17 protein-coding genes are annotated in these 21734 nt (G+C 35.1%); 15 read left to right on the top strand and 2 right to left on the bottom strand.

Annotated features, from left to right (window positions below; genetic code table 11):
• Positions 1-4: 4 nt before the first annotated feature.
• From I2490_RS16260 to I2490_RS16220, 9 genes are all read left to right on the top strand, one after another.
• On the top strand, positions 5-811 hold the full coding sequence (locus I2490_RS16260) for a polysaccharide deacetylase family protein (RefSeq protein ID WP_245157236.1): 807 nt from the start codon (positions 5-7) through the stop codon (positions 809-811).
• 22 nt (positions 812-833) lie between these two features.
• The gene (locus tag I2490_RS16255) at positions 834-1445 is read left to right on the top strand and encodes a single-stranded DNA-binding protein (protein ID WP_206460797.1); all 612 of its coding nucleotides are present in this window, start codon (positions 834-836) and stop codon (positions 1443-1445) included.
• Between the two features lie 358 nt (positions 1446-1803).
• Positions 1804-2067 carry a hypothetical protein gene (locus I2490_RS16250; protein ID WP_206460796.1) on the top strand — a complete coding sequence of 88 codons (264 nt, stop codon included), beginning with the start codon at positions 1804-1806 and terminating at the stop codon, positions 2065-2067.
• A 344-nt stretch (positions 2068-2411) separates the two neighbouring features.
• Positions 2412-3425, top strand: a complete 1014-nt coding sequence (gene plsX, locus I2490_RS16245; RefSeq protein WP_206460795.1) for a phosphate acyltransferase PlsX — start codon at positions 2412-2414, stop codon at positions 3423-3425.
• Positions 3418-4104 carry a ribonuclease III gene (gene rnc, locus I2490_RS16240; protein WP_206460794.1) on the top strand — a complete coding sequence of 229 codons (687 nt, stop codon included), beginning with the start codon at positions 3418-3420 and terminating at the stop codon, positions 4102-4104. The genes plsX and rnc overlap by 8 nt, the downstream gene beginning before the upstream one ends.
• Positions 4105-4107: 3 nt before the next feature.
• Positions 4108-7659, top strand: a complete 3552-nt coding sequence (smc, locus tag I2490_RS16235) for a chromosome segregation protein SMC (RefSeq protein ID WP_206460793.1) — start codon at positions 4108-4110, stop codon at positions 7657-7659.
• Between the two features lie 28 nt (positions 7660-7687).
• Positions 7688-8584, top strand: a complete 897-nt coding sequence (gene ftsY, locus I2490_RS16230) for a signal recognition particle-docking protein FtsY (RefSeq protein ID WP_206460792.1) — start codon at positions 7688-7690, stop codon at positions 8582-8584.
• A gap of 80 nt (positions 8585-8664) precedes the next feature.
• Positions 8665-9147, top strand: coding sequence for a GNAT family N-acetyltransferase (locus tag I2490_RS16225; protein ID WP_206460791.1), 483 nt, complete (start codon positions 8665-8667; stop codon positions 9145-9147).
• 51 nt (positions 9148-9198) lie between these two features.
• Positions 9199-9561, top strand: coding sequence for a putative zinc-binding protein (locus I2490_RS16220; protein WP_206460790.1), 363 nt, complete (start codon positions 9199-9201; stop codon positions 9559-9561).
• A 663-nt stretch (positions 9562-10224) separates the two neighbouring features.
• Here the strand turns inward: I2490_RS16220 and I2490_RS16215 are convergent.
• Positions 10225-11481: an IS256 family transposase gene (locus I2490_RS16215; protein ID WP_442859719.1), complete on the bottom strand. Its 1257-nt coding sequence runs from the start codon at positions 11479-11481 to the stop codon at positions 10225-10227.
• 118 nt (positions 11482-11599) lie between these two features.
• Between I2490_RS16215 and I2490_RS16210 the strand changes: the two genes are divergently transcribed.
• Positions 11600-12559 (top strand): transglutaminase-like domain-containing protein, encoded by a 960-nt coding sequence (locus I2490_RS16210; RefSeq protein ID WP_206460789.1) that lies wholly within the window; start codon positions 11600-11602, stop codon positions 12557-12559.
• A gap of 91 nt (positions 12560-12650) precedes the next feature.
• On the opposite strand, the gene I2490_RS16205 is transcribed toward I2490_RS16210, so the two are convergent.
• Positions 12651-16094, bottom strand: a complete 3444-nt coding sequence (locus I2490_RS16205) for a transglycosylase domain-containing protein (RefSeq protein WP_206460788.1) — start codon at positions 16092-16094, stop codon at positions 12651-12653.
• Between the two features lie 268 nt (positions 16095-16362).
• On the opposite strand from I2490_RS16205, the gene I2490_RS16200 reads away from it, so the two are divergent.
• The 5 genes from I2490_RS16200 (at position 16363) to I2490_RS16180 (ending at position 21710) form a co-directional block, all read left to right on the top strand.
• Complete coding sequence (locus I2490_RS16200) at positions 16363-16779, top strand: HutP family protein (protein WP_206460851.1); 417 nt, start codon at positions 16363-16365, stop codon at positions 16777-16779.
• A 77-nt stretch (positions 16780-16856) separates the two neighbouring features.
• The gene (locus I2490_RS16195) at positions 16857-19367 is read left to right on the top strand and encodes a DNA internalization-related competence protein ComEC/Rec2 (RefSeq protein WP_206460787.1); all 2511 of its coding nucleotides are present in this window, start codon (positions 16857-16859) and stop codon (positions 19365-19367) included.
• Between the two features lie 12 nt (positions 19368-19379).
• Entirely contained in the window at positions 19380-20435 is a 1056-nt protein-coding gene (holA, locus tag I2490_RS16190) for a DNA polymerase III subunit delta (protein ID WP_206460786.1), read from the top strand.
• 101 nt (positions 20436-20536) lie between these two features.
• Positions 20537-20713 (top strand): hypothetical protein, encoded by a 177-nt coding sequence (locus tag I2490_RS16185; RefSeq protein WP_206460785.1) that lies wholly within the window; start codon positions 20537-20539, stop codon positions 20711-20713.
• A 103-nt stretch (positions 20714-20816) separates the two neighbouring features.
• Positions 20817-21710, top strand: a complete 894-nt coding sequence (locus I2490_RS16180) for a DMT family transporter (RefSeq protein ID WP_206460784.1) — start codon at positions 20817-20819, stop codon at positions 21708-21710.
• The last annotated feature ends 24 nt before the right edge of the window (positions 21711-21734 follow it).

The following is a 21734-nucleotide window of genomic DNA, read 5'->3' as shown; positions in this document are numbered from 1 at the left end:
TATTATGAGGGCATTTTCAAAGTTCCCTAAGCTGGCTTTCTTATTATGTGGGGTAATGCTAGTCATTGCAACCGTTTCAATTTATGTTTTTCATTTCCCGATTGCGATTGGAGTAGATCGGCAATTACCGATTTATTCCGTTGAAACCTCAGAAAAAAAGGTAGCAATTAGCTTTGATGCCTCTTGGGGGAATGAGCATACGAAGCCAATCTTAGACATATTAAATGAGCATCAAGTTAAAACAACGTTTTTTTTAGTGAGTCTTTGGATTGACAAATACCCGGAAGATGTTTTGGAGATTTCTAAAAATGGACATGAGATTGGCAACCATTCATCTACACATCCTGATATGGCAAAACTTTCTGAGGAGCAAATAAAGCAGGAGCTTTCTTCTATGGCGGATAAAGTGGAAAAAATTACGGGGAAAAGGCCGGTACTTTTCCGTCCTCCTTTTGGTTCCTATAATAATAAGGTGATAGAAATCTGTGAAGATGAGGGCTATTGCGTCATCCAATGGGATGTTGATAGTTTAGATTGGAAAAATATCAGCACGAATCAGATTGTAGAGCGAGTGACACGCAATGTGAAGCCGGGGTCTATTGTGCTATTTCACAACAACGCAGAGCATGTTGAGGAATATTTACCGATTATTTTAGATAAGTTGCAGGAAGATGGTTACAAGATCGTTCCTGTAGGAGAAATTATCTATGAAAAAGGATATCACATTAACCATGCTGGCAAACAGGTTTTAGATCAAAAGGGGAAGGTTAAGAGTGATGCAGAGGAAAGCAAACCGTTGGTTACGGAATAAAAAATGACAAGGGGGAAGAAAAGTGGAAAACGGCTTTGAGACAAATAGTGTGGAATTATTGGGTACAATTATAAGTGATGCGGTATTCAGCCATAAATCCTATGGAGAATTGTTCTACAGTTTTACATTGGGGGTAGAACGAAAAAGTGGCTATCAAGATGAGATACAAATTATTGTATCGGAACGTCTTATTTGGAAAACTCCATTTTCAGTAGGACAAAGGGCACATGTTTTTGGTCAAATACGTACTTATAATGAGGCAGCAGAAGGAAGAAATCGATTAAATGTTGTTGTTTTTGCAAGGGAATTTCATATCGATGAAGAAAATTTAGAGGATGAAAATCGAGTTTTTCTTGAAGGATTTGTATGTAAGGTACCAGTAGGCAGAGTATCTCCATTGGGGAGAGAAATTTGTGACATTATGCTTGCTGTAAATCGTATGTATAATAAGTCAGATTATATACCTTGCATTGCGTGGGGGAGAAATGCGGGATATACAAGCAAACTGGAAGTTGGTAGCAAGCTTAGTGTTACCGGACGAATTCAGAGCCGTGAATATCGTAAAAAGGATGAAGAGGGAAATATAACTATAAAAATTGCCTATGAAGTTTCCATACTTAAGATTGAGGCATAATACATAAATAAAGTTATTCTGCAGCTTCCGTAAAAACGGAAGCTGTTAGAGTAAAAAAACTAATGTTTTGTGTTATAAAAAAATACACAATTTAATAAGGTTATTTAATAAGGATTGCAAAAGAAAGGCAATCTTTTTTATTGCAAAATTAAAATATTACATTTTAAAGTTAGTAATATGTAAATATTTTCATTTAATACAAATTAAATGAATATTATAATGGAATTTCGGAAAATTATGGTATAATAATTTAAGAAGATTTTAAAGTAAATTATCAAAAAGAAAAAGGGGAAATCATTGAGATAGAGTAGATACTGTCACTGTTATACAAATTCTATCAGTTAGAGGAGGAATAAAAGTGAATAACAGAAAAAAGGTATTATTGGGAGTTTTAATTTTAGGTCTTTTTTTGTTTAGTAGTTGTTCAAACTCAAAAAATATAGTTACGGACTATAATACCAGTAATATACTTAGTAGTTCTCCGAACTTAAGCATAGCTGTGGATCATAACACTATTGATATACAAAGCATTTTAAGTAAAGCATTTACTGTTGGTGAGCACAGTGTTTCAATTATGGAAATAGTATTACCTTCTGATGAGGCTGTGATAGTAGAAATATAGAGTAATAAAATAGAATTTATCTCCTCCTAATATTTAAGCAGTAAAATATTTTTTCAATTTTGCTCAATCTTTTTCTGACAATTCCTTTCTTATGTTGGTATTATTTTTTGGATAGGGGTTATTGTAAATATGATAGATTTTATTGATAAATTTTATATAATTTAACTTTCTCATCTTGAAATAAATACGATTATACACATGATTTGAATTATTGATTGAGTTTCTGATCCTTCACGCTTGACATGAATTTTTTCTCCTAGAAAATTGCATTCAAAATGGCTTTGTGATATATTTTATAGTTGAGAGAGTAGTACAATTTCCTGAATGAAAAGGAGAAGAAGTAAATGAGAATTGCCATTGATGGAATGGGCGGCGATCATGCACCTTTTGAAATTGTAAAAGGTTGTGTAGAGGCCAGCAAAAAAATAGAACACGATATATATATTATTGGACGTGAAGATGAGATACAAAATGAATTAGATAAATATACCTACCGTAAAGAACAAATCAAAGTGGTACATGCATCGGATGTGATTACAATGGAGGATGCACCCGTAAAGGCGGTTCGAACCAAGACCGATTCATCACTTGTAAGAGGATTGAATATGGTAAAAAACGGGGAAGCGGATTTATTAATATCCGCAGGAAATTCCGGTGCGATTATGGCGGGAGGTCTTTTTATTTTGGGCAGAATTCCTGGGATTGACCGACCAGCCATTGCAACAACCTATCCAATATTGGGAAAAGGAATGTCATTAATGGTAGATTCCGGAGCCAATGCAGAATGTAAACCGACCAATTTGCTTGAATTTGCAACAATGGGAAGTATTTATATGGAACGTGTTTTTGGGATTCAAAAACCAAAAGTAGGTCTTGTCAATATTGGAACCGAAGAGTCAAAGGGAACAACGGTATTAAAAGGTGCGCATGAGCTTTTAGCAAAGAGCCGCTTAAACTTTATCGGTAATGTGGAAGCTAGACAGGTTCCAAATGGTGTCTGTGATGTTATTGTTTGTGATGGATTTGTAGGAAATGTAATTTTAAAGCTGACTGAAGGTTTGGCTTGGAGTATTTTGCAATTAATTAAGAAAAAGTTTACGCAGGGATTACGCTCAAAAATAGGAGCTTTGCTTCTGTCAAATAAGCTAAAAGAAATGAAACAGGAATTTGACTATTCCGAATATGGTGGAGCACCTATTCTAGGGGTAAAAGGTGTTTTGCTTAAAATTCATGGGTCATCCAATGCGAATGCGGTAAAAAATGCTATCATTAAAGGCATTCCTTATGTAGAGAATAGAGTTATAGAGGTCATTCAGGATTCAGTACTTGAGTTGGAGGAAATAACGCAAAGTGAGTGAGTTTGATTTTTCAAAAATAATTGGATATACCTTTAAAGACCTGAACATCTTAAAAAATGCATTGACTCATAGTTCTTACATCAATGAAAGTAAACAGGCTTATAATGCCAACAATGAGCGCCTTGAATTTTTAGGTGATGCTATTTTGGATGCAGTCATCAGTGATTATTTATATCATCGTTTAAGTGATGTGGAAGAAGGGCAATTAACGAAGTTACGTTCATTGGTTGTTTGTGAGCGATCATTGATGGAATGTGCAACTCGGCTAGAGATTGGTACACATTTATATTTAGGAAAAGGTGAGGAAAATAGTGGAGGCAGGAATCGGACATCCATTTTAGCAGATGCAATGGAAGCCGTAATTGGTGCTGTTTATCTTGATGGAGGATGGGATGTTTCTGTCGATTTTATTTTACGAGTTCTTAAAGATACGATAGAAGATGCTTTAGCTGGGAAGCTGTATTCTGATTATAAAACAGAACTTCAAGAAAGATTGCAGATAAATGGGGAAGTTGCCATTCATTATGAAGTAGAGAAAGAAGAAGGCCCGGATCATGATAAGACGTTTTATGTTCGATTAACTGCGAATAAAAAAATCATCGGAAATGGTCAAGGGCGAAGCAAAAAAGAGGCAGAACAGCATGCTGCAAAGGCGGCTATAGAAAAAATGGGGTGGTAATTTTTGTACTTTAAACGAATTGATCTACACGGTTTTAAATCCTTTGCTGACCCAGTAAGCATCGAGTTCCATGAAGGAATTACATGTATTGTAGGACCAAATGGAAGCGGAAAAAGTAATATTTCAGATGCCATTCGATGGGTACTGGGTGAACAAAGTCCTAAAATGCTTCGTGGCGGTAAAATGGAGGAAGTTATATTTGCGGGAACTGCAAATCGTAAATCTAGAGGTATGGCAGAGGCGACTCTTGTAATTGATAACAGTACAGGAGTTTTACCTATTGATTATGCAGAAATTGCGATAACAAGAAGGATGTATCGCTCTGGCGAAAGTGCATACTCCATTAACAATAATCCATGTCGTTTACGTGACATTCGAGAGCTCATTATGGATACCGGAATCGGAGTGGACGGATATTCACTCATTGGACAAGGTAAAATTTCAGAAATTGTGAGCAATAAACCGGAAAGCCGTAGAGAAATTTTTGAAGAAGCTGCAGGTATTGTTAAGTATCGCAGTAAAAAAGCAGAAGCAGAGCGTAAGCTGGAGTCTTCTCAAAACAATTTAGATCGCGTTAATGACATTGTAGGAGAAATTGAAAGCCGTATCGGCGGACTAAAAGAGGACAGTGAAAAAGCATCTGAATATTTAGTTCTTCGTGACAAATATAAAGAGGTAGAGATTAATATTACATTAAAGAACATAGAATCTATTGAATTAAAAAATGAATATCTGAAAGACGATTTAACAGAGTTAAACAGTCAGATAGAAGAAAATAAAGAACAAAAAAAGGTGATTGAAACAGATCTTACAGAAAATCGAACTCGAAATGAACAGTTAGATTCTCAAGGATTAGAAACAAGAGATTTGCTTTTGAAAAAAATCGAAGAAATCAATTCTTTAGTCAATCAGAGCCAATTAAGTGAAGAAAAATTATCGGTAATGGAAAAAGATGCCGAGCGTTTAAAAGAAGAAATTGATGCACTTGATATGAAGGCTGAAAAAGAAAAGAACAATTGGAAGGGATTCGATGAAAAGCATAAGGAATTGACGGAAGAATGGTTACAACAGAAAGAAACGTTACATAGAAAAACGCAGTCTTTTGAAACCCTTTCTTCAGAGATACTTGCTTATCAATCATCCGTAGAAGCTCGAAAAAATCGCATTTATGAATTACATTCTATAATGAGCAGTAAGAAGGCGGAATCCAATAGTTTATTGAGCTTACTTGGTACATTGCAAAGCCGTAAAGAACAATTAAATATAGAAAAAGAAGCCTCGCTTGCTACAAATCGTGGTATGAAGCAGGCGTTTGAGAAGGTACAGGAAGAAAATAATTCAGCAACAGCTCGGATGAAGCAGTTAAAAGAAGAAATGCGAGAAACAAAACATCAATACGAGCAAGATTTGGAACAAGAAAAGTCGGTTAGAAAGCAAATGGAGGATTTGAGAATTTCCATTGGTCAAACAGCGACTCGTCAGAAAATGATGGAAGAAATGGAACAATCGTATGATGGTTATAATCATGGGGTACGTTTTGTTATGCGTTCCAAAGAGCTTTCGGGGATACATGGTGTCATTGCTGAATTAATAAAGGTACCGCTTGGATTTGAAACAGCAATTGAAACCGCTCTAGGTGCAGCAATGCAGAATATTGTCTGTGAAGATGATAAAAGTGCACAGGCAGCAGTATCAGCTTTAAAGAAAAATCGTGCCGGTCGATTAACCTTTTTACCGCTTTCCAGTATAAGTACAGGAAAAGTTGTAAGAGACGATCGCTTGATGGGAGAATTGGGATTTAAAGGATTTGCAGTTGATTGTATTGAATTTGATCCAAAGTATAAAGTAATTATGGAATACCTTCTTGGAAGAGTTATTATAGTAGATGAATTAAATCATGCAGTTGCGTTATCAAAAAGTGTTTCAAGGGGATTTCGGTTTGTTACATTGGAAGGTGAAGTAATTAATGCCAGTGGTGCCATTACCGGTGGTACTCATCGAAATAATACTGCAAACCTTTTAGAACGAAAAGCAGAGATTACAAAGTTGAAAGATGCTTTGTTCAAAATGGAACAAAACAGATTGCAGGGTGATGCATTACTATCTGAATTACATGAGCGCATTAAAAAATTAAAGAAGAATCTGGAAGAACAAGAAACAGCTTATAGAGAGACTGAAATGGTATGCATGCGCTCTGAAAATGAATTGAAGCATGTCTCTTTGCAGATTTGTGAAGTTGAAAATAATGAAAATCGATGGCAGAAAGAATTGGAACACATTTCAAAAGAAGAGAAATCTGCGCAATCAATGATAGAAGAGCTAAGTGAAACCGTACAAACTGCAGAACAAGAAAAAGAGACATTGGAACGACTTGTTGAAGAACAAATGGAAGATTTAAAAAATAAACAACAAGTGCTTCAAGAATCACAGGAAGAAATAACGAAACTTCGTTTACAAGTAGGTTCTTTACAAAATGAATGTAATAGTTTTATACAAATGAATCAAAGAATTGAAGAATATCTAGATGATTTAATGCAAGAAAGAAGAGCAAAAGAAGAAAATATACGAACTATCGAAGAACAGAAGATGCTTTTACTACAAGGAGGAACTGATTTAAAATCTGCTGTTTCAGAGAAAGAAGAAGAAAAATATAAATTAGAGGAGCTTCTAAAAAAAATTCAAGAAGAAAAGTCGTTGCTTGTTCGTTACTTGGCAGAAGTAGAAAAGAAAAAAGAATCCATTGAAGACTTACTGCTTCATGGACAAACTGCTAAGCATGATTTGGAATTAAAGTTAACAAAAAATGAGACACAGGTAGATTCTTTTAAAAATAAGCTTTGGGAAGATTTTGAGATATCCTATATTCAAGCGATGGAATTTTCAAAAAAAGAATTTGTTATGAATGCGGCATTAAAGGAAAGTCGTGAGATTAAAAGTCGCATGAAGGCACTTGGAGAAGTGAATATTGGTTCCATTAAAGAATACGAATCTGTAAAAGAAAGATATGAATTTTTAACAGAGCAACGTTCTGATTTGTTGGAGGCAATGAATGCATTAAAACAAATAATAATGGATATGGATAAAACCATTCGAAGTAATTTTAAGGAGAGCTTTGATAAGATTGTTGTTAATTTTGAAAAAGCGTTCCAAGAACTTTTTGGTGGAGGTACAGCGGAACTTCGTTTAGAGGATGAGACAAAGCCTTTAGAATGTGGCATTGAGATTGTTGCGCAGCCACCGGGGAAAAAATTGCAAAATATCAACTTAATGTCGGGTGGTGAAAAAACCATGACAGCAATTGCTTTGATGTTTGCCGTATTAAAAGCAAAACCAACCCCTTTTTGTATTTTAGATGAGGTTGAAGCGGCATTAGATGAAGCAAACATTGATCGTTTTGCTAATTATTTAAGAAATTTCCATGAAATTCAATTTGCATTGGTAACACATCAAAAAGCAACGATGGAATTTGCAGATGTACTGTATGGAGTAACTATGCCGGAACAAGGAGTATCGAAGGTGATATCTTTACGGCTTGGAGACCGTTTTGAGTTGTAGTTAGGATATATTTAAAGGAGAATAAGTAATGGCATTTGGAATTAAAAAATCATTTTTTGGACGATTGCAGGAAAAAATTGAAGATGTTATTTTCATGCGTCCAGAAATTGACGAAGAAATGCTTGATGATTTGGAAGAAGTTTTGATTACTTCCGATATTGGAATGGAGACGACAAATAAAATTATTGAGCAGCTTCGCAGCGATATTAAAAGCTTAAGAATTAGCAATGCTGATGGTGTAAAGGCACAGATAAAAAAGATTGTAGAAGATTTGATTGATAAAAAAGAAGCACATCAAATTTCTAATAAAACACCTTTGGTATTATTAATGATTGGAGTGAATGGTGTAGGAAAAACGACATCCATTGCGAAAATGACATACAAATTTCAAAAGCAGGGGAAATCTGTATTAATCGCTGCTGCCGATACATTTCGTGCGGCGGCAAGTGAGCAGCTTGAGGTTTGGGGAGACCGTCTTGGAGTTAATATCATTAAACATCAAGAAGGTGCTGATCCATCTGCAGTCATTTTTGATGCCATTCAATCGGCAAAGGCGAAAAACATTGATGTCTTGATTTGCGACACGGCAGGTAGACTTCAAACGAAAAAAAACTTGATGACAGAATTAGAGAAGATGTATAAAGTAATTGAAAGAGAATATCCACAAGCAAAAAGAGAAACCTTGCTTGTCTTAGATGCTGCAACAGGGAAAAATGCAGTATCGCAAGCAAAAGAATTCGGACAAATTGCAGATATCACAGGGATTGTATTAACGAAACTTGATGGTACGGCAAAGGGTGGTATCGTGATTACCATTTCGGATGAGTATAATATGCCGGTTAAATATATCGGAGTTGGTGAAGGGATGGAGGATTTAAAAGAATTTGATCCTAAGGAATTTGCCGAAAGCTTGTTTGAATCATAAATCTGAAAGGATTTGTTGATAAATAAAAGATACTAACATATAGTATTTCAGAAAAATTACTGTAAAATAGGAGGAAAAAAATGAAAGAAGTAAAAGTAGACGGAAATTTTTATGTAAAAATTTACGAAAAGAAAGATGAAGCTGAATACCTGGAAATGCGTAAGAGCTCAATGATTAAGCGCGCCAGTGGATTTGATACATTGCGTTATCAGCCTTTAACGGATGCCATTGCCGTAGTGCTAGTGGTAGAAAAAGATGATGATGCGGAAATTCCGGTTGGTTATGCAGTCCTTCATAATTTGGATGATAAAGAGTACCAGAAGAGCGTTTCCAGAGTTTATGGAATTGAGATTAACGCTAAATATTTTGTTGGTGATTTTGTCATTGCTCAGAGTTACCGAAGAGGCGGCATTGGTAAGCATTTTATGGAATTTATAATTAACGATTATTGTAAGGAAGAAAGCTTAATGATGAATCCAAATGAAGAAGATGCATTGTTCTGGCATTCCGTTGGCTTCGCTTTTGTAGGTACCGATAAGAAAAATGGTATGCGTGTAAACTAATATGAATGATTAGTACACTATTTTTCATGCTTGGTAATAGGAGTTTAAGTTATGAGCAAAATTATAGATAAGAAAATTTGTATTTCTGCCTGTCCCGGAGATTCCAATGTTTCATTATTAGCATCTGAGTTGGCTGAAAAGATAGGGAAAAAAGATGGAGTTCGTTTTGTTAAATTAACAGATGAAATAGAACAGGATGCCAAGATGGTAAAAGAAGAAGATGAAAATGCAAAAGAATGGATTCTGATTGATGGCTGTCAGAGGGCTTGCGGAATGGATGCATTTAAAGAAGCGGGAATTGTTCCGGAACACTATTTTGTAATTACGGATTTAGGAATTGAACGCAAGAATAATACAAATTATACCAAGGAAGAATTTGAAACAGTTCAAAGTATAGTCAATAAGGTAATTTAATAATAAACTAAAATTTGAGATGGTAAAAAAGTTTATAAAACTAGTTTTCTAATTAAATTTCTAATAGGGCAGTTCGAAAGGGCTGCCCTTTATTTATCAATTAAGAGTATAATAAATTTCTAAAAACAGGGTTAGGGAGAGTCTTCTTAACCTTTTTTGATTTTATATAGACATAGACGCAAATTGTTTTTGGCAGATTCTGTTGGGTAGTTGTTTTTCTATTCATTATGTATAATTAATGTAAATATAAAAGAATGAAATTTTATGTTTAAGGTGTTTTTTATACCGATAGAAAAGAGGGACTGTCATGAATGTATTTAATAATATAAATATAATAACAATGATAATGATTGGTATTTTTCTAATGCCTTTACTGACTGGTGCACTGTATCCTGTTTCAACGAACCGGATACATCATTCATTGCTGTCGATAATGAATAATCTTAAATTTATTTTAGGAATTCTATTATCAATTAATCTCTTCAGAGTAATATTTTCTCAGAAGGGGGAGGGACAGTTTCAAGTTTTGTGTAAACTCAAAAATCTGATATAAGATATGTGAATAGTTACTTAAGGGCAGAGTCAATTTTGGGATTCTACCCTTGTTTGCATTATACAATGATTTTTTTGCATGTCAATAAAACTTGCCGAACAAGTTGTTTTTTAGAAGTTGAGATTTTTTAGTCTTTCCTCAAAATAAATCTCTAACTGGGAATATATCCGTCCCCAGTCCCTACGATATCCTGTCCACTTTTTTGTGATATCTATCGTTGCCAGATATAGCATTTTTAAAAGGCTATCGTCAGAAGGAAAAATTGTCTTGCTTTTTGTTACTTTACGAAGTTGACGATTAAATCCCTCAATGGCATTTGTGGTATAAATAAGCCGCCTAACAGCTTCAGGATATTTAAAATAGGTTGCTAAAGTTGACCAATTATCATGCCAAGATTTATAGATTTTCGGATATTTTACATCCCATTTTTCTTGAAACAACTCCAATTCATTTAGGGCTAATTCTTCTGTTGGGGCAGTATAGACTCGCTTCAAATCAGCCATCAGAGCTTTCAAATCTTTGTAGGATACAAATTTAGTGGAGTTACGGATTTGATGAATAATGCACTGCTGTATCTCTGTTTCAGGATAGACTGCTTCAATTGCTTGTGGAAATCCACTTAGTCCATCAATACATGTTATTAAGATATCTTTTACACCACGATTTTTTAGCCCATTCAGTATAGAAAGCCAGAATTTAGCATTTTCATTTTCACCAACATACATACCTAAAACGTCCTTTCTACCATTCATATCAATTCCCAAAGCAATATACACAGCCTTTTTTCGTATTCTTCCTTCACTACGAACGTGGAAATGAATTGCATCCATAAAAACAACCGCATATACTTCTTCCAAAGGACGTTCCTGCCATTCCTTTACAATCGGTATAATTTTATCAGTAACTCGGCTAATCGTACTGTCAGAAATATCAATGTCATATAACTCACGCATATGGGATTCAATATCATTTGTAGTCATACCTTTTGCATACATGGAAAGTATCCTTTCTTCCATATCTTGCGTAACGGTATTTTGATATTTCTTGATAAGCTGGGGTTCATATTCTCCATTACGGTCACGAGGAATAGCAACATTCATATCTCCATAGTTTGTATGCATGATTTTAGAAGAATATCCATTCCGACTATTGTCGGTTTCCTTATTCCGATAGTCATATTTTGAGTATCCCAGTTCGTCTTCTAATTCTCCTTCCAGAGAACCCTCCAGTAATACAGACATCATATCACGCATAACAGAATTGACATCTGTACCATTTTTGATAGGAATATCATTCTCTTTTAAGTATTCCTGCATCATTTTTCTGATTGCTTGTTTTTGGGGTGATTCTTTTCTTCTTTTGGGCATAAATAAAACCTCCAAACTGATATATTTATCTTACATCAGTTTAGAGGTTTACACAAACTTTAGGATACTCCCGAAGGGGGAAGGTTTTTTTGCATATTTTTATAAATTAATTCCTTCTTTGAAAGATTTTATAGTACGTTATGACAATGATATTATAGCGTATATTATTGTATTTTTCGTATTATTATATGTAACTCTTTGGATTTTGGGGATTTTAAGCATTCCAATCTATAAATATTTGATTCTTCCTATTACAGATAAAATTTCACATGCATATCATTCCATGAGCAGTAATACAAAACGGATACTTAGTATAGTGTGGCAACTTCCAAAATCTATATTTATTATTATACTTTTTTCTTTATTATTAAGTTTTTATACGAATTATGTAAATAGCCCATCCGCTGAAAGCTATATCAATCATTCTTTGGCATATCGAATCGTAAATAATCATATTCTAAATCCTATATTAAGTACAGATACAGTGAAAAGTATGCCCGTATTTATTAATAATTCGATAAAAAAAGCAACTGAGGATTTTACACCTGCAAACAAAGATGATAGTGAATATTCTAATTATTGGAAGATAACGGCAATCAAATATTTTAATGGTATGACACTTGATGAAGCCGTGAAATCCAATTCTGATATAGATAATATGGCGAAAAATATAGTCAGTACTGGAAAAGATGAAAAGGAAAAGGCTTATTTGTTGTATGAATGGATTAGTAGAAATATACAATATGACAAGGATAAAGTAGAAATGATTGAAAAGAACTCCTCCCATGTTAATTCTGGATCCATCGTAACTTATTCGGAAGGCAAAGGTGTTTGTTTTGATTATTCATGTTTATATGTCTCTATGTGCCGTGCAGTTGGATTAAAAGTCAGATTTGTTACAGGGATGGGGTATAATGGTACTGAATGGGGCGATCATGCTTGGAACCAAGTCTATAATCCTGATGAGGATAGATGGATTAATGTAGATACAACATTCGGAAATTCAGGAGTCAATTACTTCGATAACTCAAATTTTTCTATAAATCATAAGTATGAAGTTGTTCAGGGTGAATGGTAAAAAGATATTGTGATATAAAATATTGCTTCTAATATGAAAAAGTCAACTCGCTATAATTAATCATAGAGAGTTGACTTTTATTATATTTTTGCTAATTTAACCAATCTGGTTTTTTCGAATTATTATCTGGCTTTTTCGAATTATTATCTGGCTTTCCGGTTGTAACAACTGGCGGTATTGACGGTGGATTTGTTACATTTTCATTTTCGTTATCGGTACCTTCATCAGGATTTGTTTCATCTTCATCAGATGGCAATGATGGTACAAAATTAGGGTCTACCGTAGAGCCTTCACTTACAGGATATTTAGCAGGATCTAAGTTATGGAGATGACAGTAAGTGGTTGGTGCATCATAAATTGCATCTTCTACTCCAGATACACTGCCGCCAGGTCTTTTTATCGCTACTTTGTGTACGGGATTTGGACACCAAGGTGTCGCTAATAAGCCAGAGCTTTCACAAACCGTAACTGCAACATGAACATCATCGACTTCTTTTGGTTCAGTTCCAGAAACAAAGTATTCATTTTTTACCGTTACTCTTGGATCCATTGAGCTATATTCACTAGGGAGTTTACCGGATTTTATATCAATTGCTTTGCTGATAATGTTATCTGCAGTCGGGAAACTACCAGTTGGAATGTTCTTGTGAATCTGCTTCATGATTTTACTCCAAACTCTTGCAGCAGAAGCACTTCCCTGACTCAATTCAATGTTGAAATCGTTTCCAATCCAAACAGCTGCAGAATATTGAGGGGTAAATCCTACAAACCAAGCATCATAGTTATCGGAGGTCGTACCGGTTTTTCCTGCAACAGGCTGATTTCCGATTGCAGCACGGCCTGCAATACCATTGGATACAGTAGTACGTAAAATATCAGTCATAATAAAGGCAACGCCTCGATCCATTACTTGCGTAGTAGAGACTTCATTCTCTAATATGACTTCTCCTTTTTTATTCGTAACCTTAGTATAGCAAGTTGGTTCATTGTAAACGCCTTGATTTGCAAAAGTACTGTATCCTGCACACATCTGTAATGGAGAAATACCGTTTGACATACCGCCTAAAGCGAGAGCGGCTGCATTCATATCATTGACAGATCCGGATTCTTTAACAGAAGTAACTCCTAATTTCTTTAAAAAGTTTACCGAACGATCTGCACCGATATCCATCCATACCTTTACTGCATTGACGTTTATGGATTGTTCTACCGATTGACGAAGTGTGTTAAGTCCACGGTAACTATTGTACCAGTTCTTCGGCCATTTTTTTCCCTGTACATATAAAGGTGCATCATCAATTACACTGGAAGCAGTCCAATTGGTTTCACCGTCTACGGCACTTTGCAGTGCCGGTCCGTATACTGCCATCGGCTTAATTGCAGAACCAGGTTGGCGAGTTGCAGTGGCACGGTTGAAAATCCGTCTGCCCTCAATACTGCGTCCTCCTACCATGGCTTTAATACTGCCTGATTTATGATCCATAATAATCATAGCTGATTGAGGCTGCAATATTTTTTGCTTTAAAGAAAAATGTTCACTGCTGATAATTAAATCACCGTTTGCATTTGACTGGAAAAACTTAGGGCGATCTTTTAGGAAAGCCGCATCAATGATAAGATTTCCGTCATCATCTTTCTTTTTATATTCCGCAGGTATTTGAATAACACCGCCCTCGATGCGATAGAAAATGCCATCTTCAATTACATATAAATCTTTAAATTCTATATTGTAATCAATGTTTTCTTTCACTTCTACCTTATAAAAATTCAAACGATTACCTTTTAACAAGGTAAGGCTTCCGTCTGTGTTTTTGCGATATTCATCTGACTTTATCGTAAAGCTGTCATCATTATTAAAATAAGAGTTCTTGTTGTATAAAAGAATGCGATTGCTTTTATCACGTACATTACCGGATTTATCCTTATTTAATGAAACAACCTTTGGGAAGTTTGCGCTATTTGCAAACTCTGTTTCAGCAATTTTTTGCATATTAACATTCATTGTTGTATAAATACGCAGACCACCGTTGTATAACATATTTCTTGCATCGGATTCCTTCATACCGTTTTTTTCAATCAAATCCTTGAGTACTTGCTTAATCGTATAATCTGCAAAGTAGGAGGAGATATCATGTGTATTATCTTGGCTTGGATTGATGGAAGAACGAATATCATAATCCATTGCCTCTTTGTATTCACTTTGGTTTATTTTACCCTGTTCTTTCATAAATTTAAGTACTAATTGCTGCCTTGGAACAAAAGAATCATTATACCATACGGTGTATTCATCGCCGCGGCGAAGAATATCAAGACCTTCTGTATCCAATAATTCATTTTTTTCTTGTTTTACTGGTGAATAGGAATTCGGGCTTTGCGGAAGTGTTGCCAAAAGAGCGCACTCCGGAAGCGTTAAATCTTCAACATCCTTTGAAAAATAAGCTTGAGAAGCGGCTTGCACACCATTGGCGTGACTACCTAAAAATATGGTATTCAAGTATGCTTCAATGATTTGTTCCTTGGTTAATTTACGTTCCAGACAAACCGTATAATAGGCTTCTTTGATTTTACGCGTCATAGAACGTTGTGATTTGCTTTCTGCCAAATATAAATTACGGGCTAATTGCTGTGTGATCGTACTGGTACCACTGATTCTCTCACCTTGCGTAATGCTTTCAAAGATTGCACCAAAAATACGAACAAAGTTAAAACCGTGATGGTCCCAAAAAGTTTTATCCTCTATAGAGACAAAGGCATCTATAAGATCAGGAGGCAGTTGCTTATATGACACATTGGTACGTAGACCTTTTCCCTGATTTAAGCTATCTACGATTTGTCCTTCATCATCGTACAGAACAGAGTTCTCGGATAAAAGGGCATAAATATTATCTGGATCAATTGGCGGTGCTGTTACTATAATCGAAATAACGATGGCCGCGATAATGATACAGAATGCCAATCCTGCAGAAATTATAAATTTAAATAGCTGTTTTGTATTTAATCGATATTTTTTCTTTTTCTTTTTAGAGTCACTCATTGTTGTCCTCATATCACTTTCTGAACTTTGCGTTTCTTCGTTTCGCTCCAGAATCTTTGTCTTCATTAATAAAGCTATAAAATAGCTTTTTGCACGCGTTAAAAATCCTCTTTTTTCTTGTGCAGAGGACTGTGACAAAGATGTAGATGATTGCAAGTTCCCTTTTTCTTGAGTGGATTTTGCAGGTATGTTCTTTTTATCGCCAATGCTTACACCTCGTTCTCCGTGAAAACGTTGCATTCGGCTTGGTCTAGTTGTTTCTGCCTCGAGTTTTGCCATGTTTTTCCGAAATAATTCATCGGAGTCGCTGGATTTTTTAAAATTTCGGTCAAAATCATGGCTGATTTTATCAAATTGATCATCAATTTTAATATGTGATTCACCATTATTTATGTGGCTATTCTTAAAATTTTTATCATCAGATGATTCTTCATCAAATTGACTGAGAAAGTCATCAATTTCTCGTTCGACATCGCTTTTGTTTTTAGAGTCATCACCCAAAAAAATCACCAACCTTTCTTATCAAATTTATATTTTATTGTCATTGCTGTTTTTCGTTATTTTTATCAATCAGCAGTGAATGTGCGTGCATATTACACAAGTAATTCTAATTTACCAGCATATAGTATAGCATACTATCTACTTTTTTGACAGTAAAAGGGATGAAAATGTTCCAAATCAAAAGAAGAATTCACATTGCAAAGAATTTGCTTGGCGTAGTATAATCATTTCAGTGATGTAGTAGTATCGGGAAGGAAAGGTATTGGATATGTATGACAGCATAGATGTAGCCAGAGCAGCAATTAAACTGGCGATTACGCCAACGAGAACGGCAGAGGAACAGCTGTTGCAGCGATTGCGTGAAAGAGAAATTTATGGAGCAGCAGTCGATGTTGGTGGAGATGTAGTGAATTCCATTCATATTATTATTGAACGGGCAATTTTGGCTTCCAGAAAAAACAGTGTTACCAAGGAGTGCCATGTAGAAGATGGAGCAATTGCAGGAGCTGCAAGAGAGGCCTTAACTCAAGTCATTGCTAAGGCAACGGGATTAAATGGAGGCGGTAAAGTTGCAATTTGCCGTCATAAAGAGCATTTGAGTGTCTGCATCTTTATGAGTATTGGGCTTTTGCATTTAAATGAAGTTGTCATAGGTTTGGGGCATCGATCTTTGCCTGGAAATTAAGTTGACAAAATTTTACAGAAAAAGTAAACTAAAAATGGGGAATGCAAATATGGTTGCTTTCAAAAAAGGAGTGTATATTGAGAAGACCGTTTGCTTTTCTGTTTTTTTGTTTTCTATCTGGAATAATAGAACAAGCGTTAATTGCGAATTTTTGGATGGCGTTTTGTGTTCAAGGTGTTAGCTGTCTTATTATTGTCTGTTTTTGTTTTTTAGAGAAGGGAAAATGGAGGAAGTCTGTTGTATGGGCAGGCTTTTTTTTATTTGTATTTTTTATAGGTATACAGTATTTTTCTTTCTTTGAGATGAAATCAACTGTTTTAGATACTCATATTGGAGAAATGGTTTCTTTGAAAGGTACGGTACAGTCGGTTAGTCAAAAGGAAGAAAGCAGCCATGTATTATTGAAAATACAGTCATATCGTTACCGTGACGGTGAAAATGAGACAGATTGGCAACCGATTCGAGAGCGGATTTTATTAACAGTATGGGAACCAGAAACAATAAAAGAAAAATGTCTTTCAGGGAAAATGGTTGATGTAAGAGGAATTTTAGAAATACCGCAAAGAGGAAAAAATCCAGGTTGCTTTGATTATTTAAAGTATCTCCGCAGTAAAAAAATTCGATGGGTTATGTCAGTAAATTATGGACAATTTAAGGTGCAAGGGATTGGAGAAAACAAATTTAAGATGGGTCTGGCTCAATTTAAACAAAAAGGAATTCAAGCTTTGCAGGATAATTTATCGAAAGAGAAATGTGGCTTATTAATCGGAATGCTTTTTGGGGATAAAAATTTTATGGACGAAGATTTGTATGAGAGTTTTCAAAGAAATGGGATTGCACATATCTTAGCGGTTTCTGGTATTCACGTCAATCTGCTTTACTTATATATTAATCGCTGTCTTAAGAAAAAATCGAAAACAAAAAGAAGCTTTTTCATTTTGCTTTTTTTGTTTTTATATGCGGCTTTGGCAGATTTTTCTCCATCTGTGGTACGAGCTTCTCTTATGATTAGTATTCATATTTTAGGGTCTCTCTGCTTACAGCGGTATGATTTTTTTAATGCAATTTGTTTTAGCTGTTTCCTGCAAATTATCTATAATCCTTATACGATATATAATGTAGGGTTTCAGTTAACTTATTTGGCGGTTTATTCTTTGGCAGTTATTTTACCATGGCTTGACAGTCAAATTGACCGAATGGTACTGTTTACGGCAAAAGAATGGATTGGAAGTGTTGGGAAGTTTCTTTCTCCTTTATTTGTTTTGCAATTTTCTATGGCTCCTCTAATCATCTTTCATTTTAATTCTTTTTCTTTTGCAGGATTTTTATTAAATCCACCGATTCTTTTTTTAGCAGGTATGCTTATTCCTATTGGAATGAGTTTAGTGTTTCTTTGCTGGTTGCCTTATATGGGCGGAATTTTCTTTGGTGTCGCAGCAAAGTCAGCTGATTTATTACTGGAAGTCATTTTAAAAATTAATGGTATTTTTACGATGTGGGGACGAGGGTGTTTTTGGTTGGTAAGCCCGCCTCTTGGAGTTTTGATCCTTTTTTACGGCGGGCTCTTTTTCTTCTGCACAGAATCACATTACATTCTGTGCAGAAAGGGCAAGACACGGCGGATTTACGCCGTATTTGCCCTAATAGTGGCGTGCGCCTGTGTTTTCCCATGGGGCTGCGGCGCCGCTGATGCCCCTCATCCTTTTTCAAGAAAGCTGCATCAATTAACATTTGTGGATGTGGGGCAGGGGGACTGCCTCCACATAAGAACTCCTTCCGGAAAAAACATTCTGATTGATGGTGGAGGCAGCGCCCGTTTCAATGTAGGGAAGAAGGTACTTCTTCCCTACTTATTGAAAAATGGCGTGGATTACATTGATTTGGCAATTGTGACACATTTACATACCGATCACTTTAAGGGAATACAGGAGCTTTCTGTTTATATGCCGATTAAGTATCTTGGCATTTATGAAGGCAATGAAATTCGAACGGAGGCTTTTCCATTGGGCATAACCTATGCTGCACAAAATAAAAGGATGAAAAATGATCTTATGAGAGTTCAAAATAGACAGACTGAAACGAGAATTCTCTATTTAAAAAAAGGAGATCGTGTTAAATTAGAAAAAGATATTTGGCTTGATATTCTGGCACCTAAGAGAATGAGCCGAGAACAGTATCTTGCTATGTTTCAAGAAGAGGATGAAAATGCAACCAGTTTAATTATTAGGGTGAACTATTTGGGCTTTTCTGTTTTAATGACAGGAGATATGGGTTTTGAAGGAGAAAAGACTTTAATGGAGACTCGGAAAAACTTAAATTGTAATGTTTTAAAGGTCGGGCATCATGGTAGTGCGTATTCAACTTCCGAAGATTTTTTAAATGCAGTAAATCCTAAAATTGCAGTGATTCAAGTTGGAAAAAATAATTTTGGACATCCTGCCTTCCGTGTAATTGAATTATTTCAAAAGTACGATATAATGATAGTTAGAAATGATTTGGAAGGTGCTGTTTTTTTTAATGAAATTTCTTCTGAAAATGTAAATATAGAATCTTTTTGTAATGGTAAAAAAGAGATTGTAAAAGAGTGATAAAGGAGATTTATGGCTTATCAACGAAAACAAGCAACGATTCATGCTTATCAAAAAATACAGAATGAAATGAAAGATGGCAAACTGAAACAGGTGCTGTTTTTTTATGGCAGAGAAAGTTATCTTGTTAATTGGGCCTTGGAAGTGCTAATAGACAAATACATTAATCCTGCTTGTAAAGAATTGGATATTTCTCAATTTGACGGTACGTTAGTTAGCGTGAAAGACATCATTAACACTTGTGAAACCCTACCCCTCTTTTCCGAGAAGAAACTTGTTATTATCAAGGACTTTGCACCTCTTTCCGGTATAAAGAGAAAAGGGTTTGGTGATGAGGAAGAAAAGAAACTCATTGAATATATAAAAGATTTACCGGAAACGACAATGTTGATTTTTTCAGCTGATTCAGCGGACAAGAGAAGAAAGCTTTATAAAAGTGTAGCTCAGACTGGAGAAGCCTATGAGTTTAGTCAGCTGGATGAAAAACAGCTGACTGCGTTTATTAATAAGCGTCTGAAAAGTGCAGAACGCATTGCAAAGCCAGGAGTGATTTCTCAATTTATTGCTTACACCGGCTATTATGATAAAGAAAGTGATTATACCTTATATTGTTTAGAAAACGATATTAAAAAAGCACTATTTCATAGTCAAAATCCGGAATTGACTTTGGAGGATTTTAAAGGGACGGCTTCTGCTAATATTGATACCAATGTTTTTGCTATGATGGATGCTTTAAGTAAAGGGGATAAACAACAAGGCTTTCTTTTATTGCATAATATTTTACAGTCCGGTGAGAACACATATAAAATTCTTGCTTTGATCTGTTCTCAATTTGAGTTAATGTTTTGTGTGAAGGAAATGCAAAAAGATGGTTTGATGTTGTCTGCAATGGTAAAGGAGCTTGGGGCTCATGAATTTCGAGTGAAAAAAGCGTTGCAGTTCGCAGATCGTTATACAATTGATCATTTACGAACTATGCTGAAACGAGCTTATGAAGTAGATAATAATATAAAATCCGGAATTTTAGATCAAACCTTAGCATTAGAGTTGCTGATTGCAGAAACTTAAATTATAAAATTAAAATATAAAAAAGAGAAGAAATTATTGTTGTAGGCTCTGTTCAATTGTGAATGAAAGATTCTAAGGTAAGAGCTATAGGGAGGAGTAAAATGGGAGAAAAGATGAGTATTTTTATGGGGCTAGCAACACCGATATGTGCGTTTATCGCTCCGGCAGTCTTAACAGGATTACTTAAGGCGGTTCGTGATAAAGAGAAAACAGATAACTGGGCATTTGCACTTATGGTTTGTAGTGCAATTATTGTTACAACATTATTATTTTCCTAGAGTAATTAGTAATGAATAAATAGTAGTAATTTATTATAAAAAAATACTTTGAATGCATTTGATGCATTATAATTTAATTAAAGTATTACATAGGAGGGAAAAAATGACACAACAATTAAAAGCAGATGGTATGCTAGTTTTAGTTACCCTTTTCTGGGGGATTTCTTATTTGCTTATAGATATTAGCTTGGTTGCTATGGAACCGTTTACATTAAATGCATATCGCTTTTTATTTGCTTTTTTTATAGTTGTAATATTTGCGTTTAAGAAAATTAAAAATGTGAATAAAACCACTTTAAAATATAGTGCGATATTGGGATTTATTTTGGTATTTGTTTATATTGGTGCAACTTTTGCCGTTGTGTATACAAGCCTTTCCAATGCCGGATTTATATGTGCATTGACGGTTGTGCTTACACCATTATTTGGTTTTTTATTTTTACATCAAAAAGCAAGTAAAAAATTAATATTGGTAGTTTTTATGGCAGTTGTAGGAATTGCACTTCTTACTTTGACAGAAACGTTGAAGCCTAAGTTGGGTGACATTTTTGCTCTTCTTTCTGCTGTAGCCTATGCCATAGATCTTTTAATTACGGAACAAGCAGTAAAGAAAGAAGAAGTTGATGCATTTCATCTAGGAGTTTATCAATTGGCATTTACAGGAATTTTTATGCTGATCTTAAGCCTTGCACTGGAACAACCAGTGATTCCAAGCAGTCCCAAAATAATTCTTTCGGTATTTATCCTTTCCATTTTTTGTACGGGAATGGCATTTATTGTGCAAGCTATGGCGCAACAGTATACAAGTGCATCCCATGTTGGTGTTATCTTTTCTTTGGAACCTGTTTTTGCCGGAGTGGTTGCTTATTTCTTTGCGGGAGAAGTATTAATGCCGCAAGCTTATTTTGGCGCAGTTTTAATGGTTTGCAGCTTATTTGTTATGGAGATTGATTTTAACAAACTATTTGGTAAAAAACAAGAACTAGAAGAAGTGTGAACAGATAGTTCGACAATTTATCTA

Source organism: Anaerovorax sp. IOR16, assembly GCF_017168145.1.
GTDB lineage: Bacteria > Bacillota > Clostridia > Peptostreptococcales > Anaerovoracaceae > IOR16.
The sequence above is the reverse complement of the archived record's forward strand: the minus strand, read 5'-3'. Positions and strand labels throughout refer to the sequence as shown.